General features: G+C 47.2%; 15 protein-coding genes. 6 read left to right on the forward strand and 9 right to left on the reverse strand.

Annotated features, from left to right (window positions below):
• Positions 1 to 127: 127 nt before the first annotated feature.
• Positions 128 to 1105, forward strand: coding sequence for a cation diffusion facilitator family transporter (locus P2W83_RS12810; RefSeq protein ID WP_276134138.1), 978 nt, complete (start codon positions 128 to 130; stop codon positions 1103 to 1105).
• Here P2W83_RS12810 and rnhA read toward each other — a convergent pair.
• Complete coding sequence (gene rnhA, locus P2W83_RS12815) at positions 1102 to 1611, reverse strand: ribonuclease HI (RefSeq protein ID WP_276134139.1); 510 nt, start codon at positions 1609 to 1611, stop codon at positions 1102 to 1104. The two genes, P2W83_RS12810 and rnhA, sit on opposite strands and share 4 nt — an antisense overlap.
• Positions 1612 to 1621: 10 nt before the next feature.
• On the opposite strand from rnhA, the gene P2W83_RS12820 reads away from it, so the two are divergent.
• From P2W83_RS12820 to P2W83_RS12835, 4 genes are all read left to right on the forward strand, one after another.
• Positions 1622 to 2359, forward strand: a complete 738-nt coding sequence (locus P2W83_RS12820) for a menaquinone biosynthetic enzyme MqnA/MqnD family protein (protein WP_276134140.1) — start codon at positions 1622 to 1624, stop codon at positions 2357 to 2359.
• A gap of 74 nt (positions 2360 to 2433) precedes the next feature.
• Entirely contained in the window at positions 2434 to 3291 is an 858-nt protein-coding gene (locus P2W83_RS12825; RefSeq protein WP_276134141.1) for a hydroxymethylglutaryl-CoA lyase, read from the forward strand.
• Between the two features lie 29 nt (positions 3292 to 3320).
• Positions 3321 to 4136 (forward strand): 3-methyl-2-oxobutanoate hydroxymethyltransferase, encoded by an 816-nt coding sequence (gene panB, locus P2W83_RS12830; RefSeq protein WP_276134142.1) that lies wholly within the window; start codon positions 3321 to 3323, stop codon positions 4134 to 4136.
• Positions 4137 to 4139: 3 nt separating this feature from the next.
• Positions 4140 to 4820, forward strand: a complete 681-nt coding sequence (locus P2W83_RS12835) for a YggS family pyridoxal phosphate-dependent enzyme (RefSeq protein ID WP_276134143.1) — start codon at positions 4140 to 4142, stop codon at positions 4818 to 4820.
• Here P2W83_RS12835 and P2W83_RS12840 read toward each other — a convergent pair.
• From P2W83_RS12840 to P2W83_RS12875, 8 genes are read right to left on the reverse strand one after another with little or no spacing between them, the layout of a single operon-like run.
• Positions 4817 to 6049 carry an MDR family MFS transporter gene (locus tag P2W83_RS12840; protein WP_276134144.1) on the reverse strand — a complete coding sequence of 411 codons (1233 nt, stop codon included), beginning with the start codon at positions 6047 to 6049 and terminating at the stop codon, positions 4817 to 4819. The genes P2W83_RS12835 and P2W83_RS12840 overlap by 4 nt on opposite strands.
• 57 nt (positions 6050 to 6106) lie before the next feature.
• The gene (locus P2W83_RS12845) at positions 6107 to 6724 is read right to left on the reverse strand and encodes an ABC transporter ATP-binding protein (RefSeq protein WP_276134145.1); all 618 of its coding nucleotides are present in this window, start codon (positions 6722 to 6724) and stop codon (positions 6107 to 6109) included.
• Entirely contained in the window at positions 6708 to 7508 is an 801-nt protein-coding gene (lpxA, locus tag P2W83_RS12850; protein WP_276134146.1) for an acyl-ACP--UDP-N-acetylglucosamine O-acyltransferase, read from the reverse strand. The genes P2W83_RS12845 and lpxA overlap by 17 nt, the downstream gene beginning before the upstream one ends.
• The gene (locus P2W83_RS12855) at positions 7505 to 8920 is read right to left on the reverse strand and encodes a bifunctional UDP-3-O-[3-hydroxymyristoyl] N-acetylglucosamine deacetylase/3-hydroxyacyl-ACP dehydratase (protein ID WP_276134147.1); all 1416 of its coding nucleotides are present in this window, start codon (positions 8918 to 8920) and stop codon (positions 7505 to 7507) included. Before P2W83_RS12855 ends, lpxA begins: the two co-directional genes overlap by 4 nt.
• A 44-nt stretch (positions 8921 to 8964) precedes the next feature.
• The gene (gene lpxD, locus P2W83_RS12860) at positions 8965 to 10035 is read right to left on the reverse strand and encodes a UDP-3-O-(3-hydroxymyristoyl)glucosamine N-acyltransferase (protein WP_276134148.1); all 1071 of its coding nucleotides are present in this window, start codon (positions 10033 to 10035) and stop codon (positions 8965 to 8967) included.
• 42 nt (positions 10036 to 10077) lie between these two features.
• A complete protein-coding gene (locus P2W83_RS12865; RefSeq protein ID WP_276134149.1) occupies positions 10078 to 11316 on the reverse strand; it encodes an HD domain-containing protein in 1239 nt (412 codons plus the stop codon).
• Between the two features lie 24 nt (positions 11317 to 11340).
• Positions 11341 to 13770 (reverse strand): transglycosylase domain-containing protein, encoded by a 2430-nt coding sequence (locus tag P2W83_RS12870; RefSeq protein WP_276134150.1) that lies wholly within the window; start codon positions 13768 to 13770, stop codon positions 11341 to 11343.
• A gap of 36 nt (positions 13771 to 13806) precedes the next feature.
• Entirely contained in the window at positions 13807 to 16428 is a 2622-nt protein-coding gene (locus P2W83_RS12875) for a transglutaminase domain-containing protein (RefSeq protein ID WP_276134151.1), read from the reverse strand.
• A gap of 270 nt (positions 16429 to 16698) precedes the next feature.
• On the opposite strand from P2W83_RS12875, the gene P2W83_RS12880 reads away from it, so the two are divergent.
• A complete protein-coding gene (locus P2W83_RS12880) occupies positions 16699 to 17616 on the forward strand; it encodes a 3-hydroxybutyryl-CoA dehydrogenase (protein ID WP_276134152.1) in 918 nt (305 codons plus the stop codon).
• Positions 17617 to 17660: the final 44 nt, after the last annotated feature.

The following is a 17660-nucleotide window of genomic DNA, read 5'->3' on the forward strand; positions in this document are numbered from 1 at the left end:
AAATGACCTCAATTCGGCAACAAACGGCAACAAATTTGTGCTGCTGGGTTAATCTATGAAATGTTTTAGACTGCCCTAATGACAACTGTTATTTTTCCCTCTTCATTTTACATTCTACCTTTATCCCGTGACGATACGCCTGCAGCGATATATAGCCATTCTTTCGGTAGTGCTTTTCCTGGCTAAACTGCTGGCCTGGTACCTTACCAATTCAGTAACTATTCTTACAGATGCGCTGGAAAGTACAGTGAATGTCATTGCCGGTTTTATTGGCCTCTACAGCGTCACACTGGCCGCTAAACCGCGGGATATGGATCATCCCTACGGACATGGCAAGATAGAGTTTGTATCGGCGGCTGTTGAAGGCTCGCTCATCTTCATTGCCGGGCTTATGATCATCTACCAGGCCATCGGGCAGATGATACATCCCAAACCTCTTCAAAAGCTGGACATTGGTATCTACCTGACGGCTGCTACAGGTGTGGTAAACTTCCTGGTGGGCACATATGCTGTGTCTGTTGGAAAACAGAACCGGTCTTTGACCGTAGAGGCAGCGGGTAATCATTTGCGTACCGATGCTTATTCTACATTAGGTATAGTGATCGGTCTTGCACTCCTCCTGTTTACCGGCTGGCAATGGTTGGATAGTGCTGTAGCGGTGGGCTTTGCTATTATGATATTGGTGACCGGTTATAGACTTATGCGCAGGTCGATGGCGGGTATTATGGATGAAGCTGACTCAGCCTTGCTGCAGCAAGTAGTTAAAGTAATGCAGGAAAACCGCAAAGCCCAATGGATAGATCTGCACAATCTGCGTGTTATACTGTATGGTGATGTGATGCACATTGATGCACACATGACGCTGCCCTGGTACCACCAGGTGACAGATGCCGAGCGTGAGATACATGCAGTAGAAGAACTGATACAGACAACATTCGGCAACAGGGTGGAGGTATTCATTCATATAGACGCCTGCATGCCTTATCAGTGCAAACTATGTGCAGTGCCTGAATGTCCACATCGCCATCATGGTTTAGAAAAGCCACTAGTGTGGACGGTTGATAATGTATTGGTGGATTCAAAACACGGGAAAGACACAGCCTAAAGCATACCGCCGTTCTTTTCACGTTCATAGCCTTCATCTACCAGCCAGTGACGACTGTCGGCCGCGGCAGTGGCAAGTTGGTCACAACGGTTGTTCCATGGATTGTCGGCATGGCCTTTTACCCATACGAATTTGATGCGGTGGCGTTTGTAGTATAGGAGAAACTCCTTCCAAAGGTCCGGATTCTTTTTATCCTTAAAGCCTTTCTTTACCCAGTCGAATACCCAGCCTTTTTCTACCGAATTGACCACGTAACTCGAATCACTGTATATGACAATGTCAAGCCCATCTCTTGATAAAGCTTTCAACCCTTCAACAACGGCCATTAGCTCCATGCGGTTGTTGGTGGTCAGTCTAAAACCTTGCGACAGTTCTTTGATCTTGCCTGCCCAGTTCAGTACTACGCCATATCCCCCCGGACCCGGGTTGCCGCGTGCAGCCCCATCAGTATAAATTATCAGTTGTGTCGACATGAATAGTATGAACTGGCGTATCTTAGCCGCCAAAAATATAGCGTTGGGCGCCAAAATAAAAGTTGCAGCAGTAAGTTATTTGAATACAAAGCCTTTGTTGTATGGTATAGAGCGGAGTTCGGTGATGGATGATATTGAGTTGGTGTCTGACTATCCCGCCAAAATAGCAAAGAGCCTGCAGGATGGCGACGTTGATGTGGCCTTGCTTCCGGTAGCGGTAATACCCCAGATCACGAATGCACACATCATATGCGACTACGGTATAGCAGCAGATGGCAACGTAGCCTCGGTAGCAATATTCAGCCAGGTGCCGATGGAAGAGATACAAACAGTGTATCTCGACTATCAATCACGTACCTCGGTGAGGTTGGCCCAGCTACTGTTAGAAAAGTATTGGAAAAGGCAGGTAGAGTTCAAACCGGCAACGGAGAATTACATCGACTATATCAACGGAACCACAGCTGGTGTCATCATTGGTGACAGGGCACTGAAGCAGCTGACCAATTTTGAATACATCTACGATCTCGCCACCGGGTGGAAAGAATATACAGGATTACCATTCGTATTTGCTGCCTGGGTAGCTAATAAGGAGTTGCCGCAGGATTTTATAGACCGGTTTAACGAGGCAAATGCTGTAGGATTGGCGCATATTGACGACATAGTGGCCGAAATACCGTTCCCATATTACGACTTGCATAAATACTATACGGAGAATATCCACTATCGCCTGGATGGACGTAAGAGGGAAGGGCTGGAGGAATTCCTGTCCCTTATTCGATAGGGTAATATGCGTATAGCCTGCGTAAATAGTGAAAGCGCTAAAGGCTTTCTATCTTTGTAACTTATACCGATACTATGCAAAAAAGCATAACACTGGTTGAATGTCCCCGCGACGCAATGCAAGGCTGGAAACAGTTCATTCCAACCGAACAAAAGGTCGCTTATCTCAATGCATTGCTGCGCGTTGGTTTCGACGTGCTCGACTTTGGCTCTTTTGTATCACCCAAAGCCATACCGCAAATGGCGGATACCAAAGAGGTACTTCCACAGCTAAAGCTGAATGATAAGACTAAATTACTTGCCATCATCGCTAATACCCGCGGCGCTGAGGAAGCAGCTGTTTATGATGAGATAACATATCTGGGATTTCCATTCTCTATCTCTGAAACCTTCCAACTTCGGAACACCAACAAAACCATTGCTGAATCTTTAACCCAGGTAGAAGAGATACAAAACCTTTGTGTAAAGAATGGCAAGGAACTGGTGGTGTATATATCCATGGGATTCGGTAATCCTTATGGCGATGATTATAGTGCTGAAGTGGCCATCAAATGGGTTGGCCAACTGGCGCAGCTAGGTATCAAAACCATCGCGATGGCGGATACTGTAGGTGTGGCAAAGCCCGATACGATAGAATATATCTTCAAACACTTGGTGCCTGAATTCAGCGACGTCAATATAGGTGCGCATTTTCATTCTACCGCACGTACGTGGGAAGAGAAGATTCAAACAGCTTACGATAACAATTGTCTTCGGTTTGACAGCGCAATGAAAGGTATTGGTGGTTGCCCGATGGCAGACGATGAACTGGTAGGTAATATTGCTACCGAGAACATCGTGAACTGGGCTGAACGAAACAACATCCCTTTAAGCCTTGACATGCAGGCCTTTAACGAAGCTCTGCTCATGGCGGCCAAAGTCTTTATTAAGTAATAGCTACATTTACATCCTTATAGTTTTCTATGTCTACACATGGCGAAATAAAACGCGTAACCACTAACACGCTTCAGGGTATGAAGCAACGTGGCGAGAAGATCAGCATGCTTACTGCATACGACTTTTCTATGGCGCGGATATTTGATGACGCAGGTATCGATGTGCTGCTGGTAGGTGACTCAGCCTCTAACGTAATGGCCGGTCACGAGACCACACTTCCTATTACGCTCGACCAGATGATCTACCATGCGCAAAGCGTGGTGCGTGGTGCGGGCCGCAGTCTCATTATTGTCGACATGCCTTTTGGTAGTTACCAGGGCAATAGCAAGGAAGCGCTGAATTCTTCTATTCGTATTATGAAGGAGTCAGGTGCACATGCCATTAAGTTAGAAGGCGGTGAGGAAGTAGTAGAATCTATCAAACGTATTGTGAGCGCAGGTGTACCCGTTATGGGCCACCTGGGTCTGACACCGCAGTCTATTTATAAGTTCGGTACTTATACGGTACGTGCTAAAGAAGAAGCCGAAGCTGAGAAACTGGTAGAGAACGCACGCTTGTTACAGGAAGCCGGTTGTTTCGCCATTGTTCTTGAGAAAATACCCGCGACCTTAGGTAAGCGCGTAGCTGAAGAGCTGAAGATACCTGTGATAGGTATAGGCGCTGGCAAACATGTAGACGGACAGGTGCTGGTAATGCACGATATGCTGGGCATCACCAAGGACTTTTCACCCCGTTTCCTGCGCCGCTATTTGAATTTGTACGACGATATCAAGTCAGCTACAGCTAATTACATTAGCGATATAAAGAGCAAAGACTTTCCTAACGACCAGGAACAATACTAGGCTATGGTAAACGAAGCTGTCTGGAAAGAGATAACAGCCGAACTAAAGGAGAAGAACATTACACTGGTTGCAGTTTCTAAGACCAAACCGGTATCTGATATACAAGATTTGTATAACCTCGGTCAGCGCGACTTTGGTGAGAATTATGTGCAGGAACTGGTGGAAAAACAACCGCAATTACCTGCTGATGTTCAATGGCATTATATAGGCCACCTGCAGTCGAATAAGGTAAAATACATTGCCCCTTTTGTTCATCTCATTCATGCTGTTGATAGCTTTAAACTCTTACTTGAGATCAATAAGCAGGCAGCTAAGAACGATCGCGTAATTGATGTCCTGCTTCAAATGCATGTCGCCGAAGAGGAAACCAAATTCGGTTTGGATGAGAAAGAGCTTATAGAATTACTTGAATACTACACCGCGCAGAAAGACCAGCTCTCAAGCATCCGTGTCTGCGGACTGATGGGGATGGCAACTAATACCGAAGATGAATCTGTCGTACGATTGGAATACAAACGACTGCACAATACTTTCAATCACTTGAAGGACGTGTATTTCATCAACCAGCCGCAATTTAATACCTGCTCCATTGGCATGAGTAGTGATTATAAAATCGCGATGGAAGAGGGTAGCACCATGGTGCGCATTGGTAGTCTGCTGTTTGGCGCAAGACAATACAATTAGCCTTTCATTTCTGTGCTAACCATAGGCGTTGTTACACTACGCATTTGCAGCCATTTGAAGCCCAGTGCTGTGCCGATACCGATCGCGCCAATGATCCACCACAAGGCGTTGAAGCCCGCATGTTCTGCTATTTGTGCGCCGGTTGCAGGTCCTAACACTTGAGCCGTTGCCCATGCGATGGTGTATAACCCCGCGTACTGTCCACGATTGTGGTTCGACGCACGGCTGATCCAATACGAATTCATAAAGGGCATGGAGAATATCTCGCCCATAGTACATAGCAGCATCGATGATATGGCTAGCAGTTCAGCACCGGGCAGAATATTGAAGACCAGGAATGAAGCCGACAGCAGCATAGTCCCACGGGTTATGTAATGCAGGTTGCTGCGCTTACCCTCCAGGTTGTGTACCAGCACCATCTCAAACAGCGCAATGAGTATACCATTCGCTGCCATTACGATGCCAATGTAGCTCTCAGGCAGGTGCAGTTCCTTCTTATAGAATACTGGCATGGTACTGAACAGCTGGAAGAAGCAGTAAGCGTACAGCATTGTAAGGACTATAAAAGTCAGGTAAGCCTTATCCTTATAGGCAGATTGGACATCTGCCAACTTTACCGTTGGTGCATGGGCCGAAGCCTTATTCTTGGACGGTGCGAGGAAAAACCACAGTAGCAGTGCCGCCCCAATATTGGTAAAGCCGTCTATCCAGAACAGCAGCTCATAGCTCTTACCTGCTATAAAGCCACCCAGTGCTCCACCTACGGCCCAACCCAGGTTTATTGAAAGCCTGTTCAGAGAATAAGACCTCGTTCGGTTCTCCTCTTTGCTATAATGTGCAATAGCTGCAGCATTGGCCGGACGAAAAGACTCGTTGACGATACTTAGCAGGAACGTGGTAATGCAAATAGCTGAATAGCTATGCATCTGCCCCAGCAGCAAGAACATCAACCCACCGCCCAGCAGCGTAAACATCTGTATATAATAGAACCCGATCTTATCTGTAAGCTTGCCGCCAATGAAACCTCCGCATATCGATCCTACCCCCCAGATAGCGATTACCCAGCCCGCATCGCCAATGGTAAAGCCCAGGCTTTGCGTCAAGTACAGCGACATAAATGGAAAAACCATAGTGCCGCTACGGTTCACCAGCATTACAATACAAAGAAGCCAGGTAGATGGAGAAAGGCCGGAATATGCGTTTTTATATAGGTCGAGGACACGTTTCATGTGGTGCTGTAAAAGTAGAGCAAAGCCACATGCCGAAAAAATTAAAGATCGCCCGGTCTATTTGTAGTCCTCTATACTGATGTGTTCCTTACAGAAATAGTACTCCCTAACATCGTTCGAAGCCACAATAACCAGGCGGTTTTGCGCATAGGTTTCTATCCAGCTGCGGTATTGATCAACACCTTGTTGATCCAGGTTAGAGCAGGGCTCATCTAACAGCAGGAGTGGAGTATCGGCGAAAATAGCTTGTGCCAGTTTTACACGCTGCTTCATGCCGGACGAGTAATCACCAATTGGCTTATCGGCAGCTTGTTTTAACCCGGTGATCTCAATGATCTCTTTAACTGATAGATTATTCAGCGCTTTCTTAAAGCTGAAATGAAAGTCAAGAAACTCGGTCAGGGTAAGTTCTTCAACAATATCCATTCCGGGCGCGCAAAAGCTGACATATTCGAACAGCTTATTCTGCTCCAGTACTTTGCCGTTGTTAAGATGCTGTATTTTGCCTTTGGACGCTGCCTGCATACCTGCTATAATGCGCAACAGGGTAGACTTACCGCTTCCGTTGGGGCCAAGTATCGCATAAGCGCCGGGAGCCGCAAATTCGTGGCTGACCTCTTTAAAGATCCAGTGCCGTTGAAAACGTTTGCTTATGTGTTCAAGCGAGATCTTCATTGAGCCTGCGGGAATAGCCCTTCATGATACCGCGACCAGTTTCACGGATGAATGCAATGATCTCATCGCGCTCGTCAGATACCGGTGTTTCGGTTTCAATAATGGCCAGCGCTTTGGAGATATTGTAACCGCGAACGAAGAGTATGCGGTAGATATCGAGGATGTGGTTGATCTTATCTATGGAGTAGCCACGACGTTTCAGGCCGACAGAGTTTACACCTACATACGACAATGGTTCGCGTGCTGCTTTTACGTAGGGAGGCACGTCTTTACGTACAAGTGAACCTCCGGTTACAAAAGCATGTGAACCTATGCGTACAAATTGTTGTACAGCGGTCAGACCTGCAAGTACCACGTTATCGCCAACAGTGATATGGCCTGCAAGTGTAGTGTTGTTAGAGAATATGCAATGATTGCCTATTTCGCAATCGTGCGCTATATGCGAATAAGCCATGATCAGGCAGTTGTTGCCTATCTGGGTCTTATTCCTGTCTACCGTACCGCGGTTAATGGTAACGCATTCGCGGATGGTAGTGTTATCTCCAATTATGGTCAGCGTTTCCTCGCCTTTATACTTCAGGTCTTGAGGAATAGCTGAGATCACCGAGCTCGGAAAAATGCGACAGTTCTTACCGATGCGTGCACCTTCCATGATCGTTACATTCGACCCGATCCATGACCCTTCGCCGATCTCCACGTTCTTATGAATAGTCGTGAACGGATCGATCTTTACATTAGGGCCTATTTTAGCGTCGGGGTGTATGTATGTAAGAGGATGGATCATTTTTTGTCTTTTCGAACGATTTGCGCAACCAGTTCTGCTTCGGTCACAAGTTTATTGCCCACATACACGGTTCCCCTCATTTCGCAGATACCACGGCGGATAGGATTCAGTAATTCAAGTTTCAGTATCAGGGTGTCACCCGGCATTACTTTTTGCTTGAAACGTACTTTGTCTATTTTGATGAAATAGGTGTCATAGTTCTCAGGATCGCTATAGTTGTTCAGCGCCAGGATACCACCTGTTTGTGCCAACGCCTCTATCTGCAGTACGCCCGGCATTACAGGGTTGCCCGGGAAGTGGCCCTGGAAGAAGTGTTCATTGAAGGTGACGTTCTTGATACCTACTACATGGTTATCGCTCAGCTCGATGATCTTATCTACCAGCAAGAACGGGAACTTGTGCGGCAGCGACTTTTCGATATGCGTGATATCGTAAATAGCTTGCTGGTTCGGATCGTAGTGCGGTATATCAGAAAGATGCTTGTTCTTTTTGATGTATTGCTTGATCTTTTTAGCGAACTCAACGTTTGACGCATGACCAGGCCTGCTCGCGATGATATGCGCCTTTATTGGATGGCCTACAAGTGCCAGATCGCCCACAACATCCAATAGTTTATGCCTTGCAGGCTCATTGGTGAAGTGCAGTTGTACATTATTCAGAATGCCTTCCTGCTTTACTTCTATTTTTTGTTTATTGAAGACTTTAGCAAGCCTGTTTAGTTCGTCTTGTTCTACTACTTTATCAACCACCACAATGGCGTTGCTCAGGTCACCGCCTTTGATCAGGTTATTGTCCAGCAGGTATTCCAGCTCGTGCAGGAAGCAGAATGTACGACAAGGACCTATTTCATCCTTGAATTCCATTATATGCTTCAGCGTTGCGTGCTGTGTGCCCAGTACCGGTGAGTTGAAATCAATAAGAGTAGTTATCTGGTAGTCGCTAGATGGAACTGCCAGCATGTCTACATTCTTAACCGGATCGTAGTAGTGGATATTAGTGTCAATAGTATAGACGATACGTTTTGCATCCTGCTCCTGTACACCTACACTTTCTATAGCTTCGATGATCTGTTTGGCGCTGCCATCCAGAATGGGCACTTCAGCACCATCCAGTTCGATCAGGATATTATCGATACCCATGCCCACCATAGCAGCCAGGGTATGCTCCACAGTGCTCACACGTGCGCCATTATATTCCAGCGTAGTACCGCGAGATGTGTCTACAACGTAGTCTACATCTGCTTTAATAATAGGCTTCTCAGGAAGGTCTACACGTTGAAAACGGATGCCAAAACCAGGGTTAGCCGGTTTCAGCGTCATGTTCACTTCTTCGCCCGTATGTAGGCCAACACCGCGCAGGGTAACAGACCCTTTCAACGTATGTTGATTCTCTCCATTTAATGTTTCCTGCAAAATGCCCGATTTTTTTGCTCCTGATTTGGTTAACGTATCTACACTCACTTTTTTACTGAAATGTTTTGACTCAACAATGCTGATAATTCCTCCACCGTTTCTTCCAGCTTCAGGAGGCGTTGCTGTAATTCCGGCAAATTTCTAAAAATTGCCTGACTTTTCAGAGAACTTTTGTACTCAAAGGCCGGTGACCCTGTCAGGGCTGTGTTATTTATGGTCACAGATTTGGATAAACCGCTCTGTGCGTTGATGCGTGTACCGTCGGCTATCTGTATGTGGCCAACCATGCCAACCTGGCCACCAATGATACAGTTGCGACCAATTTTGGTGCTGCCCGAAACGCCGGTTTGTGCTGCTATCACAGTGTTTTCGCCAATTTCTACGTTGTGGGCTATCTGTATCAGGTTGTCCAGCTTCACACCCTTGCGGATAACTGTAGAACCCATGGTAGCCCTGTCGATTGTAGTATTAGCACCGATCTCCACATCATCTTCTATAATAACATTACCTATTTGTGGAACCTTTTTATAGGTGCCATCTTTTTGGGGCGCAAAACCAAACCCATCGCCTCCAACTATTGTTCCGGAGTGGATGGTTACGCGGTTGCCCAGGTGGCAATCATTATACACTTTCACCCCGGAATACAGTACACTGTCCTTACCAATGATAACATTATCGCCTATGTAGCTGTTTGGATAGATCTTGACGCCGTCTGCAATGATGGCATTCTCACCGATGTAAGCAAAGGCACCTATATATACGTTCTTTCCAAGTTTGGCAGTCGGTGAAATAAAGCTGGGTTGCTCAATACCGTTCTTGCCGGCGCTGCCGGTCATTTCATGGTATTTTTCCAACAGGTGCGTAAACGCCATATAGGCATCTTTTACACGTATCAGGGTAGGCGCAACCGGTTCAGATACCTGCAGCGATTCATTTACGATCAGTATCGATGCCTTGGTGCTATATAGGTAATCTTCGTATTTTGGATTGGCAATAAAGCTCAGTACGCCTTCTTCTCCTTCTTCTATTTTTCCTACCCGGCTAACTTTTTTCTGCGGGTCGCCTTCTATCTGTCCGTTTATGATGGCGGCAACCTGTTGTGCGGTAAATTGCATGATCTAATATTGCGGTTTCTTTTAAAGGGTTGTGCTTTTCCTTTAAATATTTGGTTCTGATTCCGGTTGGACGAAGCAAATGTAGTTTTTATGGATGGGGCTTGCAAGTGTATTGTTCACCACCGGATTATCAATCTCTGATATATCAAGAGATGTGCCATTTTTCATGGCTATCTGTATTCGTTCGTCATTCACATTGTAAGTGCTTCCCGAAGCCGTGCCGGTGGACACAAAGTATTGAATCTCATCGTCTTTAAGATTGAGTAGCTTTTTAGCTGTGTGCCGTTTTTCCTCCAGCAGGTGGTCTAGCGGGGCGGAGCTTAAGACTACCTTGAACAGTTTACGCTCCGTTAGCATTTGGCAAAGGATGGATAGGACTTTATCATTATGTGATTGCCATACCTTAACCGATGATAATATGTCGCTGTCGTCCAGCTGGCAGAACCATTCCAGGTGTTCCGGTGTCGATTCGAAGTCGGCTGCTGTGAACTGGTTGTACAGGAAATAACGCAGCGCTGGTGTCCCAAATAGTTCCTGGCCCTGCCTGGCAAGTTCCTTTGCCCGGTTCAGGATGTTAATGAGCAGCAGCTCCGAGGCCATCACCGTCTTGTGCAGGTAAACCTGCCAGTACATCAGCCTGCGGGCGATAATGAACTTTTCGACCGAGTGGACACCTTTTTCTTCTACCATCAGATCGCCATTGCGTACGGTTAGCATCTGCAATATCCGGTCATACCCGATAACACCTTCCGACACCCCCGTGTAGAAACTGTCGCGGTTCAGATAGTCCATCCTGTCTACATCCAGCTGGCTTGATACCAATTGGTGCAGGTATTTCTTAGGGTAGGAGTGGTCGAATATGCTAATGGAGTCGTTGAGGAGTCCTTTGTACTCACGATCCAGCTGTTGCATGATCAGGTGCGAAATACCTTCATGCTTGATGCCATCTACAAGCGAGTGTTCCAGTGCATGTGAGAATGGCCCGTGGCCTACATCATGCAGTAGAATAGCTATCCGCGCAGCCAAATATTCGTCGTTGGAGATCGCTTCGCCTTTTGCTTTCAGCACATCCAGCGCTGTTCCCATCAGGTGACAGGCGCCCAGCGAGTGGTGCAGGCGGGTATGTGTGGCGCCAGGGTACACCATGTGTGCTGTACCCATCTGCTTTACATTACGCAGTCGCTGAAACCATGGATGGCCGATTATCTGCAATAACTCCGGTTCCGGGAATTTGATAAATCCATAAACCGGATCGTTAATGATCTTGCCCTTAATACTCATTCGCCGTCAAAAATAACGCAAGTTTTAGTCCCACTCAGTGTTAGGGATTTGTTCTACCGGTTCCGCTGGTTGTGCAGGCTGTTGGTTCGGCTGACCCGGACGCGGAGGTTGTCCCGGCTGGGTTTGCTGCATCGGAACTCGTCTTGTCTGTCCTGAGTCTGTTGTATATTCTTCGTAGTAGCCGCTTTGGTCGTAAGTAGAGCTTCTGTCAACGCTGGTTGGATCGTAGGCATTGCAGTCATCGAAACCCTCGGGTGCAATGAACTTAGCATCTTTAACAATGTTCAGCGACTTGTCGGCATACACGCGTTTCATGAACAGCGCCCATATTGGCAGCGCCGCCGCAGCACCCTGACCGAGCGCCTGGCTACCAAAGCGCAGGTAGCGATCATCGCAACCTACCCATGCACCAGCCATGATCTGCGGAGTATATCCAAGGAACCAGGCATCGGCTTGTTTGTTGGTAGTACCTGTTTTACCAGCAATCTCACCATCGAAGCCATAACGGTAGCGTAGGCGAACGGCAGTACCGCCCGGTCCTGTTACACCCTGCATCAGCTTCACCATCTTATAGGCAGTGTTCGCGTTGATCAGTTCTTTCTGTTCCGGCACAAAGTTTTTCACCAGCACACCGTTCTTGTCTTCGATCTTGGTGATGAACATTGGAGTAACATGAATACCACCTGTTGGGAACATGGTATAGGCCCCCATCATTTCATACAAAGAGATATCAGGCGCTCCCAGCGCAACAGATGGATACTTATCGACAGGACTGGTGATACCACACTTGCGCATAAAGTCGACAAATGCATTCACGCCTACCTGTTTGATCAGGTATAATGCCGCATTGTTGACTGACATTGCAAGGGCTCTGCCCATTGGCAGTTGACCATATTCAGATCCACCTGCATCATAATGTTTCTTCTCAGGGAAATCCTGTGGCATGGTAGATACAATACCGCATGGAGAGAAGCCATTATCAACTGCAAGGCAATAGAGCAGTGGTTTGATGGTAGAACCTACCTGCCTTTTTGTATTAATGTTTACGTGATCGTACTGGAAGTATTTATGGTTGATACCTCCCACCCATGCCTTGATCTCGCCGCTGTATGGGTCCATGGCCATAAAGCCAGTCTGCAGGAACATTTTCATGTACTTGATCGAGTCGATAGGACTCATCGTGGTATCCTTCGAACGTTTCTTGTTCCAGGCAAACACGGTCATCTTTACCGGTTTGTTCAGCTCCTTCATGATCTCGTCATGAGTCATGTCCTTATCCTTCAGCACCTGGTAGCGGTCAGACGATTTTATTGACTCAACGAGGTATTTCTGGTTGGCCTTCCAGATCGTGCCATCGCGATAGCTGCGTTGTGAGGAGAATAGCTTCTGGATCTCGCTCATGTGCTCTGATACAGCCTGCTCCGCATAGCGCTGCATGGTCACATCCAGCGTAGTGTAGATCTTAAGACCGTCCTTATATATATTGTATTCAGTACCGTCCGATTTTTTTAGACCTTCCAGCATCTTTTTTACTTCCTGCTCTACCACCTGTGCAAAGTATGGAGCCATACCTGTGTGATAGTCCATCTTGTGGTAGTTCAGCTGGATGGGTTTCTTCACCAGTTCTGCAGCTTCAGCTTCGGTAATGAATTTCTGGTCGGCCATCTGGTTGATCACCACATTCCTTCTTTCTTTCGAACGCTCAGGGTTGCGACGAGGGTTGTACAGCGTATTACCTTTCAGCATGCCTATAAGTACCGCTGCTTCATCTACGGTCACAGAATCCGGCATCTTATTATAGAAGGTGAGCGATGCATTCCTGATACCGTATACGTTATCGCCAAAAGGCACTGTATTCAGGTACAGCGTTATTACTTCGTTCTTAGTCAGGTTACGTTCCAGTTTCACAGCCATCACCCATTCTTTTAGCTTAATAAATGGCAGTGTGATGACATTCTGGTTTTCGCGCGGGAAGAGGTTTTTAGCCAGCTGTTGCGTGATAGTAGATGAACCGCGTTTTTTACCCGTCAGCACGTAAAAAGGTATTGCCGCTGTCGCCACCGGGTCTATGCCTGAGTGGTCATAAAAGCGGGCATCTTCAGTTGCCAGCAGGGCATTGTAAATATTCGGTGAGATATCTTCGTATTTGCTGGTAGAACGGTCTTGTATATAATACCGGCTGATAAGTGTACCATCCGTTGCATAGACGTCTGATGCCAGCGCGCTGCTTGGGTTTTCCAGCTCCTTCATAGAAGGCATGTAGCCAAGCGCACCCAGGTTGATCAGGATGATGAGCATATTGAACGCTATCAATCCTATCCAGAACGTACGCCACAGGATACGGACAGATTTTTTCTGACCGGTTTTCTTCCCGGTCTTCTTCTGTGGAGGCCTGTTTTGCCCTTTATTATTTGATCTTTCGTCCGGCAAGTCGTTCGTTTTATTGTCTGGCAAAGCTATAAAAATTAAAGTCGAACAATAAATTAGTTATCACTCCTCGTTTTGCTTATCGTCATCCGGTTTTACAAAGAAGGTGATGCTGCGCGATGGGTTCAAAAAGCCTTTGAGTCGTTTGCTGAACGGTATACGTTTGCGCACCTGGCCCAGGAATGGCGACAGGAAGTTGGCTACGTGCTGTTGTTCAGACGCGGTCAACGGTTGTTTTGCATATTTCTTCTTCAGGTATATGTTCATGAAGGGTACAAACGCAGTGCCCAACTGCGGGTCAATTACGTCGCGGGCGTATTGCATCGGTGTGCGTGTGCCGCGGTAGATACCTAGCTGGTGCAGGTAGAATCCAGCAGTCCGGTATGCCCAGTATGCTTTGTCGCCTTCGGCCTTCGAGGTATTATACCTCCATTTGAAGAATGTGAATATGAGGTAAGGCGTAAGTAGTATTAACAGGATGAGTCCTGCCAATACCAACAACGTGGTCAGCAGCACCTTTTTAGCTGACACGGGTTGTTCCTGCTGTGTTGCCTTCGGTTTTTCTTCTGGTTTGGCTACGTCTTTCCTTTTTAGGAAGATCTCGTCTATGGGTGCGGGGCTTGGGAAACGCGCCAATACACTGCCGGCATATTCGCCTGGTTGCGGCTTCATGTTCTTAAATGCTTCTGCATAGGATACTGCGGTCGCCTCATCGCCTTTTCGCACATTGGCCAATGGCACGTCTACGCTATCTCTGCGTATGGTGGCTACTTTTACGTCCATCTCCACCTTTGTGGGCTGTTGCAGGTCATACTCTTTATCGTGGAAGATGAAGTGCTTTGTTGTCATTGACATGACCTTCTTCAAGGTGTCAACGTTTTCTACTATTCCATCTATCGCCAGCCATGCACGCGGTGGTTGCATTGGCGGTGTTCCATCCGGCTGCGGACTTTCCTGGGCATCAGTGTTGCCAACAGTGGTGTCGAAATCGAGCCAGCCATAGCCCGGGAAGTATACCTGCACCCAGGCATGCGCCTGGTCGGCATAGTACCAATACCAGCCTTTATTCTTATCGGCGCGGTCTACGGTCAGGAAGCCCACGGTAATGCGTGAAGGAATACCCAGCGAGCGCAACATGAACAGCGTGGCACCCGCATAATATGCACAATAGCCTTTCCTGTTATCGAACAAGAAGTACATCAGCTTCGACGCATTGGGAATGTCCGGCACGCCGGGGTTATCAGTGTATTGAAATAGCGGCTTTCCACTCGAGTCTTTCGACAGGAAGTAATCTCTTATCGCCAATATCTTATCTATCGTCTTATCCGACTTGCCGGTGATCTGCTGCGCCAGGTCGCCTATCCTTTTAAATTTCGCATCGGGCGGCATGTGGGTATAATAGTTCATGAACTTCCTGTCCATGCCTTCATAACCGCCTGCCGTTCTTAACACATCAAAACGCTGTTGCTGGAATTTCCTGATCTGCGTATCGGGCGAGTTGTAAATAAAGTAAGCGCTGTTCAATTCAGACACGTAACCCTTGGCGCGGAATGCCGTTTTGAACTCATCCCTGAAGTCTTTTTCTACTGTGATCGGCTGAATGAAATAGCCCACGTTGGGCGCCAGGTAGGTGCTGGGTGAGAGCTTTTTGCTGTATACTTCAATATCTACCGAGCGCCTCAATTTGGTTGCCAGGCTGTTTTTGATCACGCTTGAATCCGTCTTGGTAAAGAACAACGGTAGCTTCGACGGGTCAGGTTCAAACAGGTCGTTGTATGGTATGGTCGAGTCGCGCTCAAAAGTCTCCGTCAACGTATCGAACTTGGTGTAGTAGAATGCGGTCAGGTAAAGCGGATTGGGTATCTGTGTTTCCGGGAAGAAGTTGTCGATGTGCGCCGCAAAGAGCAGTTCGTTATTCCGGCCAAGATTGCTCCTTAACCTTGAGTAGTCATTCAGGTCGAAAGTGCCGTCCTTGTTCTGCTTCAGCATGCTGTTCTCGCCCTGCTTGCCGCCACCGCCATAGTTGGCCACGGTTTCCTTTATCTCGCCACGCATCATATACACCACGCCACCCAGCAACAGTGCTGCCAGTATCCCGAAGAACACCAAACGTCTTGTCAGGAACCACCAGAACTTTTGAGACTTGTCTTTATAGCTATATATCTGCTCGGAGGTAAAGATGATGTACACTGCGTAGATAAGCGCGGGTGCAAATGCCTGCAACAGCCCGTAGACGCTGTCTGTATTCGATTTTGCTATCAGCAGTATACAAGCGGATAACATAGTAGCTGCGATCAGGATCGACCAGTATCTAAGCCTGATAAAACCCCAGCCGATCAACCAGCCTGCCGTGAATAGTATTGCAAAAACAAGGAACTGGATCGAGATAAAAAATGCGTCAAATTCACCGGTTGCGTATTTGTCAAGGCCCTTGTATACGGTATACAGTCCCAGCATCAGCAACAGGAACGTTGGCAAAAAGCGGAATCTAAAGGCGTAGAATATTGCTGCGCCCGCCATACCTACCAGCAGGTAGATGGTTTGCTGCACTGCCTGGTCGCGAAGTATGGAAAAATACTGGTTAGCATTCCACAGCAGGAAATAGCTGATGAGCGCGGAAGGTAATATCAGGAAAATGAGTTTAGCCAGCAGTTCATTTACCGGTGTGGCTCTCTGTATATTCATAGGTATCTGACTCCGTAAATTACTTTAAAAATGATTTGGGCTTTGTTAAAACAATGCACTCCTTTCATTTGCTCATTTTTTATAATCCACAATTCCCTGTCATTTATCCACTATTAAGGATGTGTTTACGAAATATACCCATGTATAGCGGCAATCGCAAGAATGATTAGCAGGAAAATGCTACTTTAGCCCCGTTTTTAGGAAATAGCAATATTAATGATCCAGGAAAAACAATCGCCCGCAACGCTGCCGGCAGAAAACACGCATAACATGTTACAACAAATCAAAACCGTTACCGTTATCGGCTCGGGAACAATGGGAAATGGTATCTGCCACGTATTCGCTCAAGGCGGCTACAATGTGCACATGATGGACATCAACCAGGCGGCTTTAGATAGGGCCATTGGTACCATCGGTAAGAATATGGACCGCCAGGTAACCAAAGGCTCGCTTACAGAAGCTGATAAAGCCGCGGCACTGGGTCGTATCGCTACTTATACAGACCTGGCAACAGCAGTAAAAGATGCTGACCTGATCATTGAAGCAGCTACGGAAAACATCGACCTGAAGATGAAGATCTTCCAGGACCTGGATAAGCTGGCTCCGGAAAATGCTATCCTCGCTACCAATACTTCTTCTATTTCTATTACCCGCATAGCATCGTATACCAGACGCCCAACCAAGGTCATCGGTATGCACTTTATGAACCCTGTACCGGTAATGAAATTGGTAGAGATCATCAATGGATATGCTACTGATGCAAAGGTGACGGAGCTGATCTACGACTTATCGAAACAACTGGGCAAAGTACCATGCGTTGTGAATGACTATCCAGGCTTTATCGCTAACCGTATCCTGATGCCTATGATCAACGAAGCCATCCTGTCGCTGCAGGAAGGTGTAGCTGGTGTTGAAGAGATCGATACCATCATGAAACTGGGTATGGCGCACCCAATGGGGCCGCTGCAACTGGCCGACTTTATTGGCCTGGATACATGCCTCGCTATTCTGAACGTTCTGTACACAGGCTTCGGCAACCAGAAGTATGCTCCGGCATCTCTGCTTATCAACATGGTGCAGGCAGGCTACCTCGGCGCTAAAAGCGGTGAAGGTTTCTATAAATACACACCGGGAAGCAAAGAGCTGGTGGTGTCAGACCGCCTTGCCAGCAAGCAATGGAAAATGTAATTCTCCGCTAAATAATATTTGAAGCCGCCTCTAAGGGCGGCTTT

Origin of the sequence: Polluticoccus soli (assembly GCF_029269745.1) — a bacterium.
Lineage (GTDB): Bacteria > Bacteroidota > Bacteroidia > Chitinophagales > Chitinophagaceae > Polluticoccus > Polluticoccus soli.

What these genes read in the sequence shown, in the direction of transcription:
- P2W83_RS12825 (WP_276134141.1), top strand. Translation starts at nt 2,434, where the DNA reads ATGCAAAAAAGCATAACACTGGTTGAATGTCCCCGCGACGCAATGCAA.
- panB (WP_276134142.1), top strand. Translation starts at nt 3,321, where the DNA reads ATGTCTACACATGGCGAAATAAAACGCGTAACCACTAACACGCTTCAG.
- P2W83_RS12835 (WP_276134143.1), top strand. Translation starts at nt 4,140, where the DNA reads ATGGTAAACGAAGCTGTCTGGAAAGAGATAACAGCCGAACTAAAGGAG.
- P2W83_RS12840 (WP_276134144.1), bottom strand. Translation starts at nt 6,049, where the DNA reads ATGAAACGTGTCCTCGACCTATATAAAAACGCATATTCCGGCCTTTCT.
- P2W83_RS12845 (WP_276134145.1), bottom strand. Translation starts at nt 6,724, where the DNA reads ATGAAGATCTCGCTTGAACACATAAGCAAACGTTTTCAACGGCACTGG.
- lpxA (WP_276134146.1), bottom strand. Translation starts at nt 7,508, where the DNA reads ATGATCCATCCTCTTACATACATACACCCCGACGCTAAAATAGGCCCT.
- lpxD (WP_276134148.1), bottom strand. Translation starts at nt 10,035, where the DNA reads ATGCAATTTACCGCACAACAGGTTGCCGCCATCATAAACGGACAGATA.
- P2W83_RS12865 (WP_276134149.1), bottom strand. Translation starts at nt 11,316, where the DNA reads ATGAGTATTAAGGGCAAGATCATTAACGATCCGGTTTATGGATTTATC.
- P2W83_RS12875 (WP_276134151.1), bottom strand. Translation starts at nt 16,428, where the DNA reads ATGAATATACAGAGAGCCACACCGGTAAATGAACTGCTGGCTAAACTC.
- P2W83_RS12880 (WP_276134152.1), top strand. Translation starts at nt 16,699, where the DNA reads ATGTTACAACAAATCAAAACCGTTACCGTTATCGGCTCGGGAACAATG.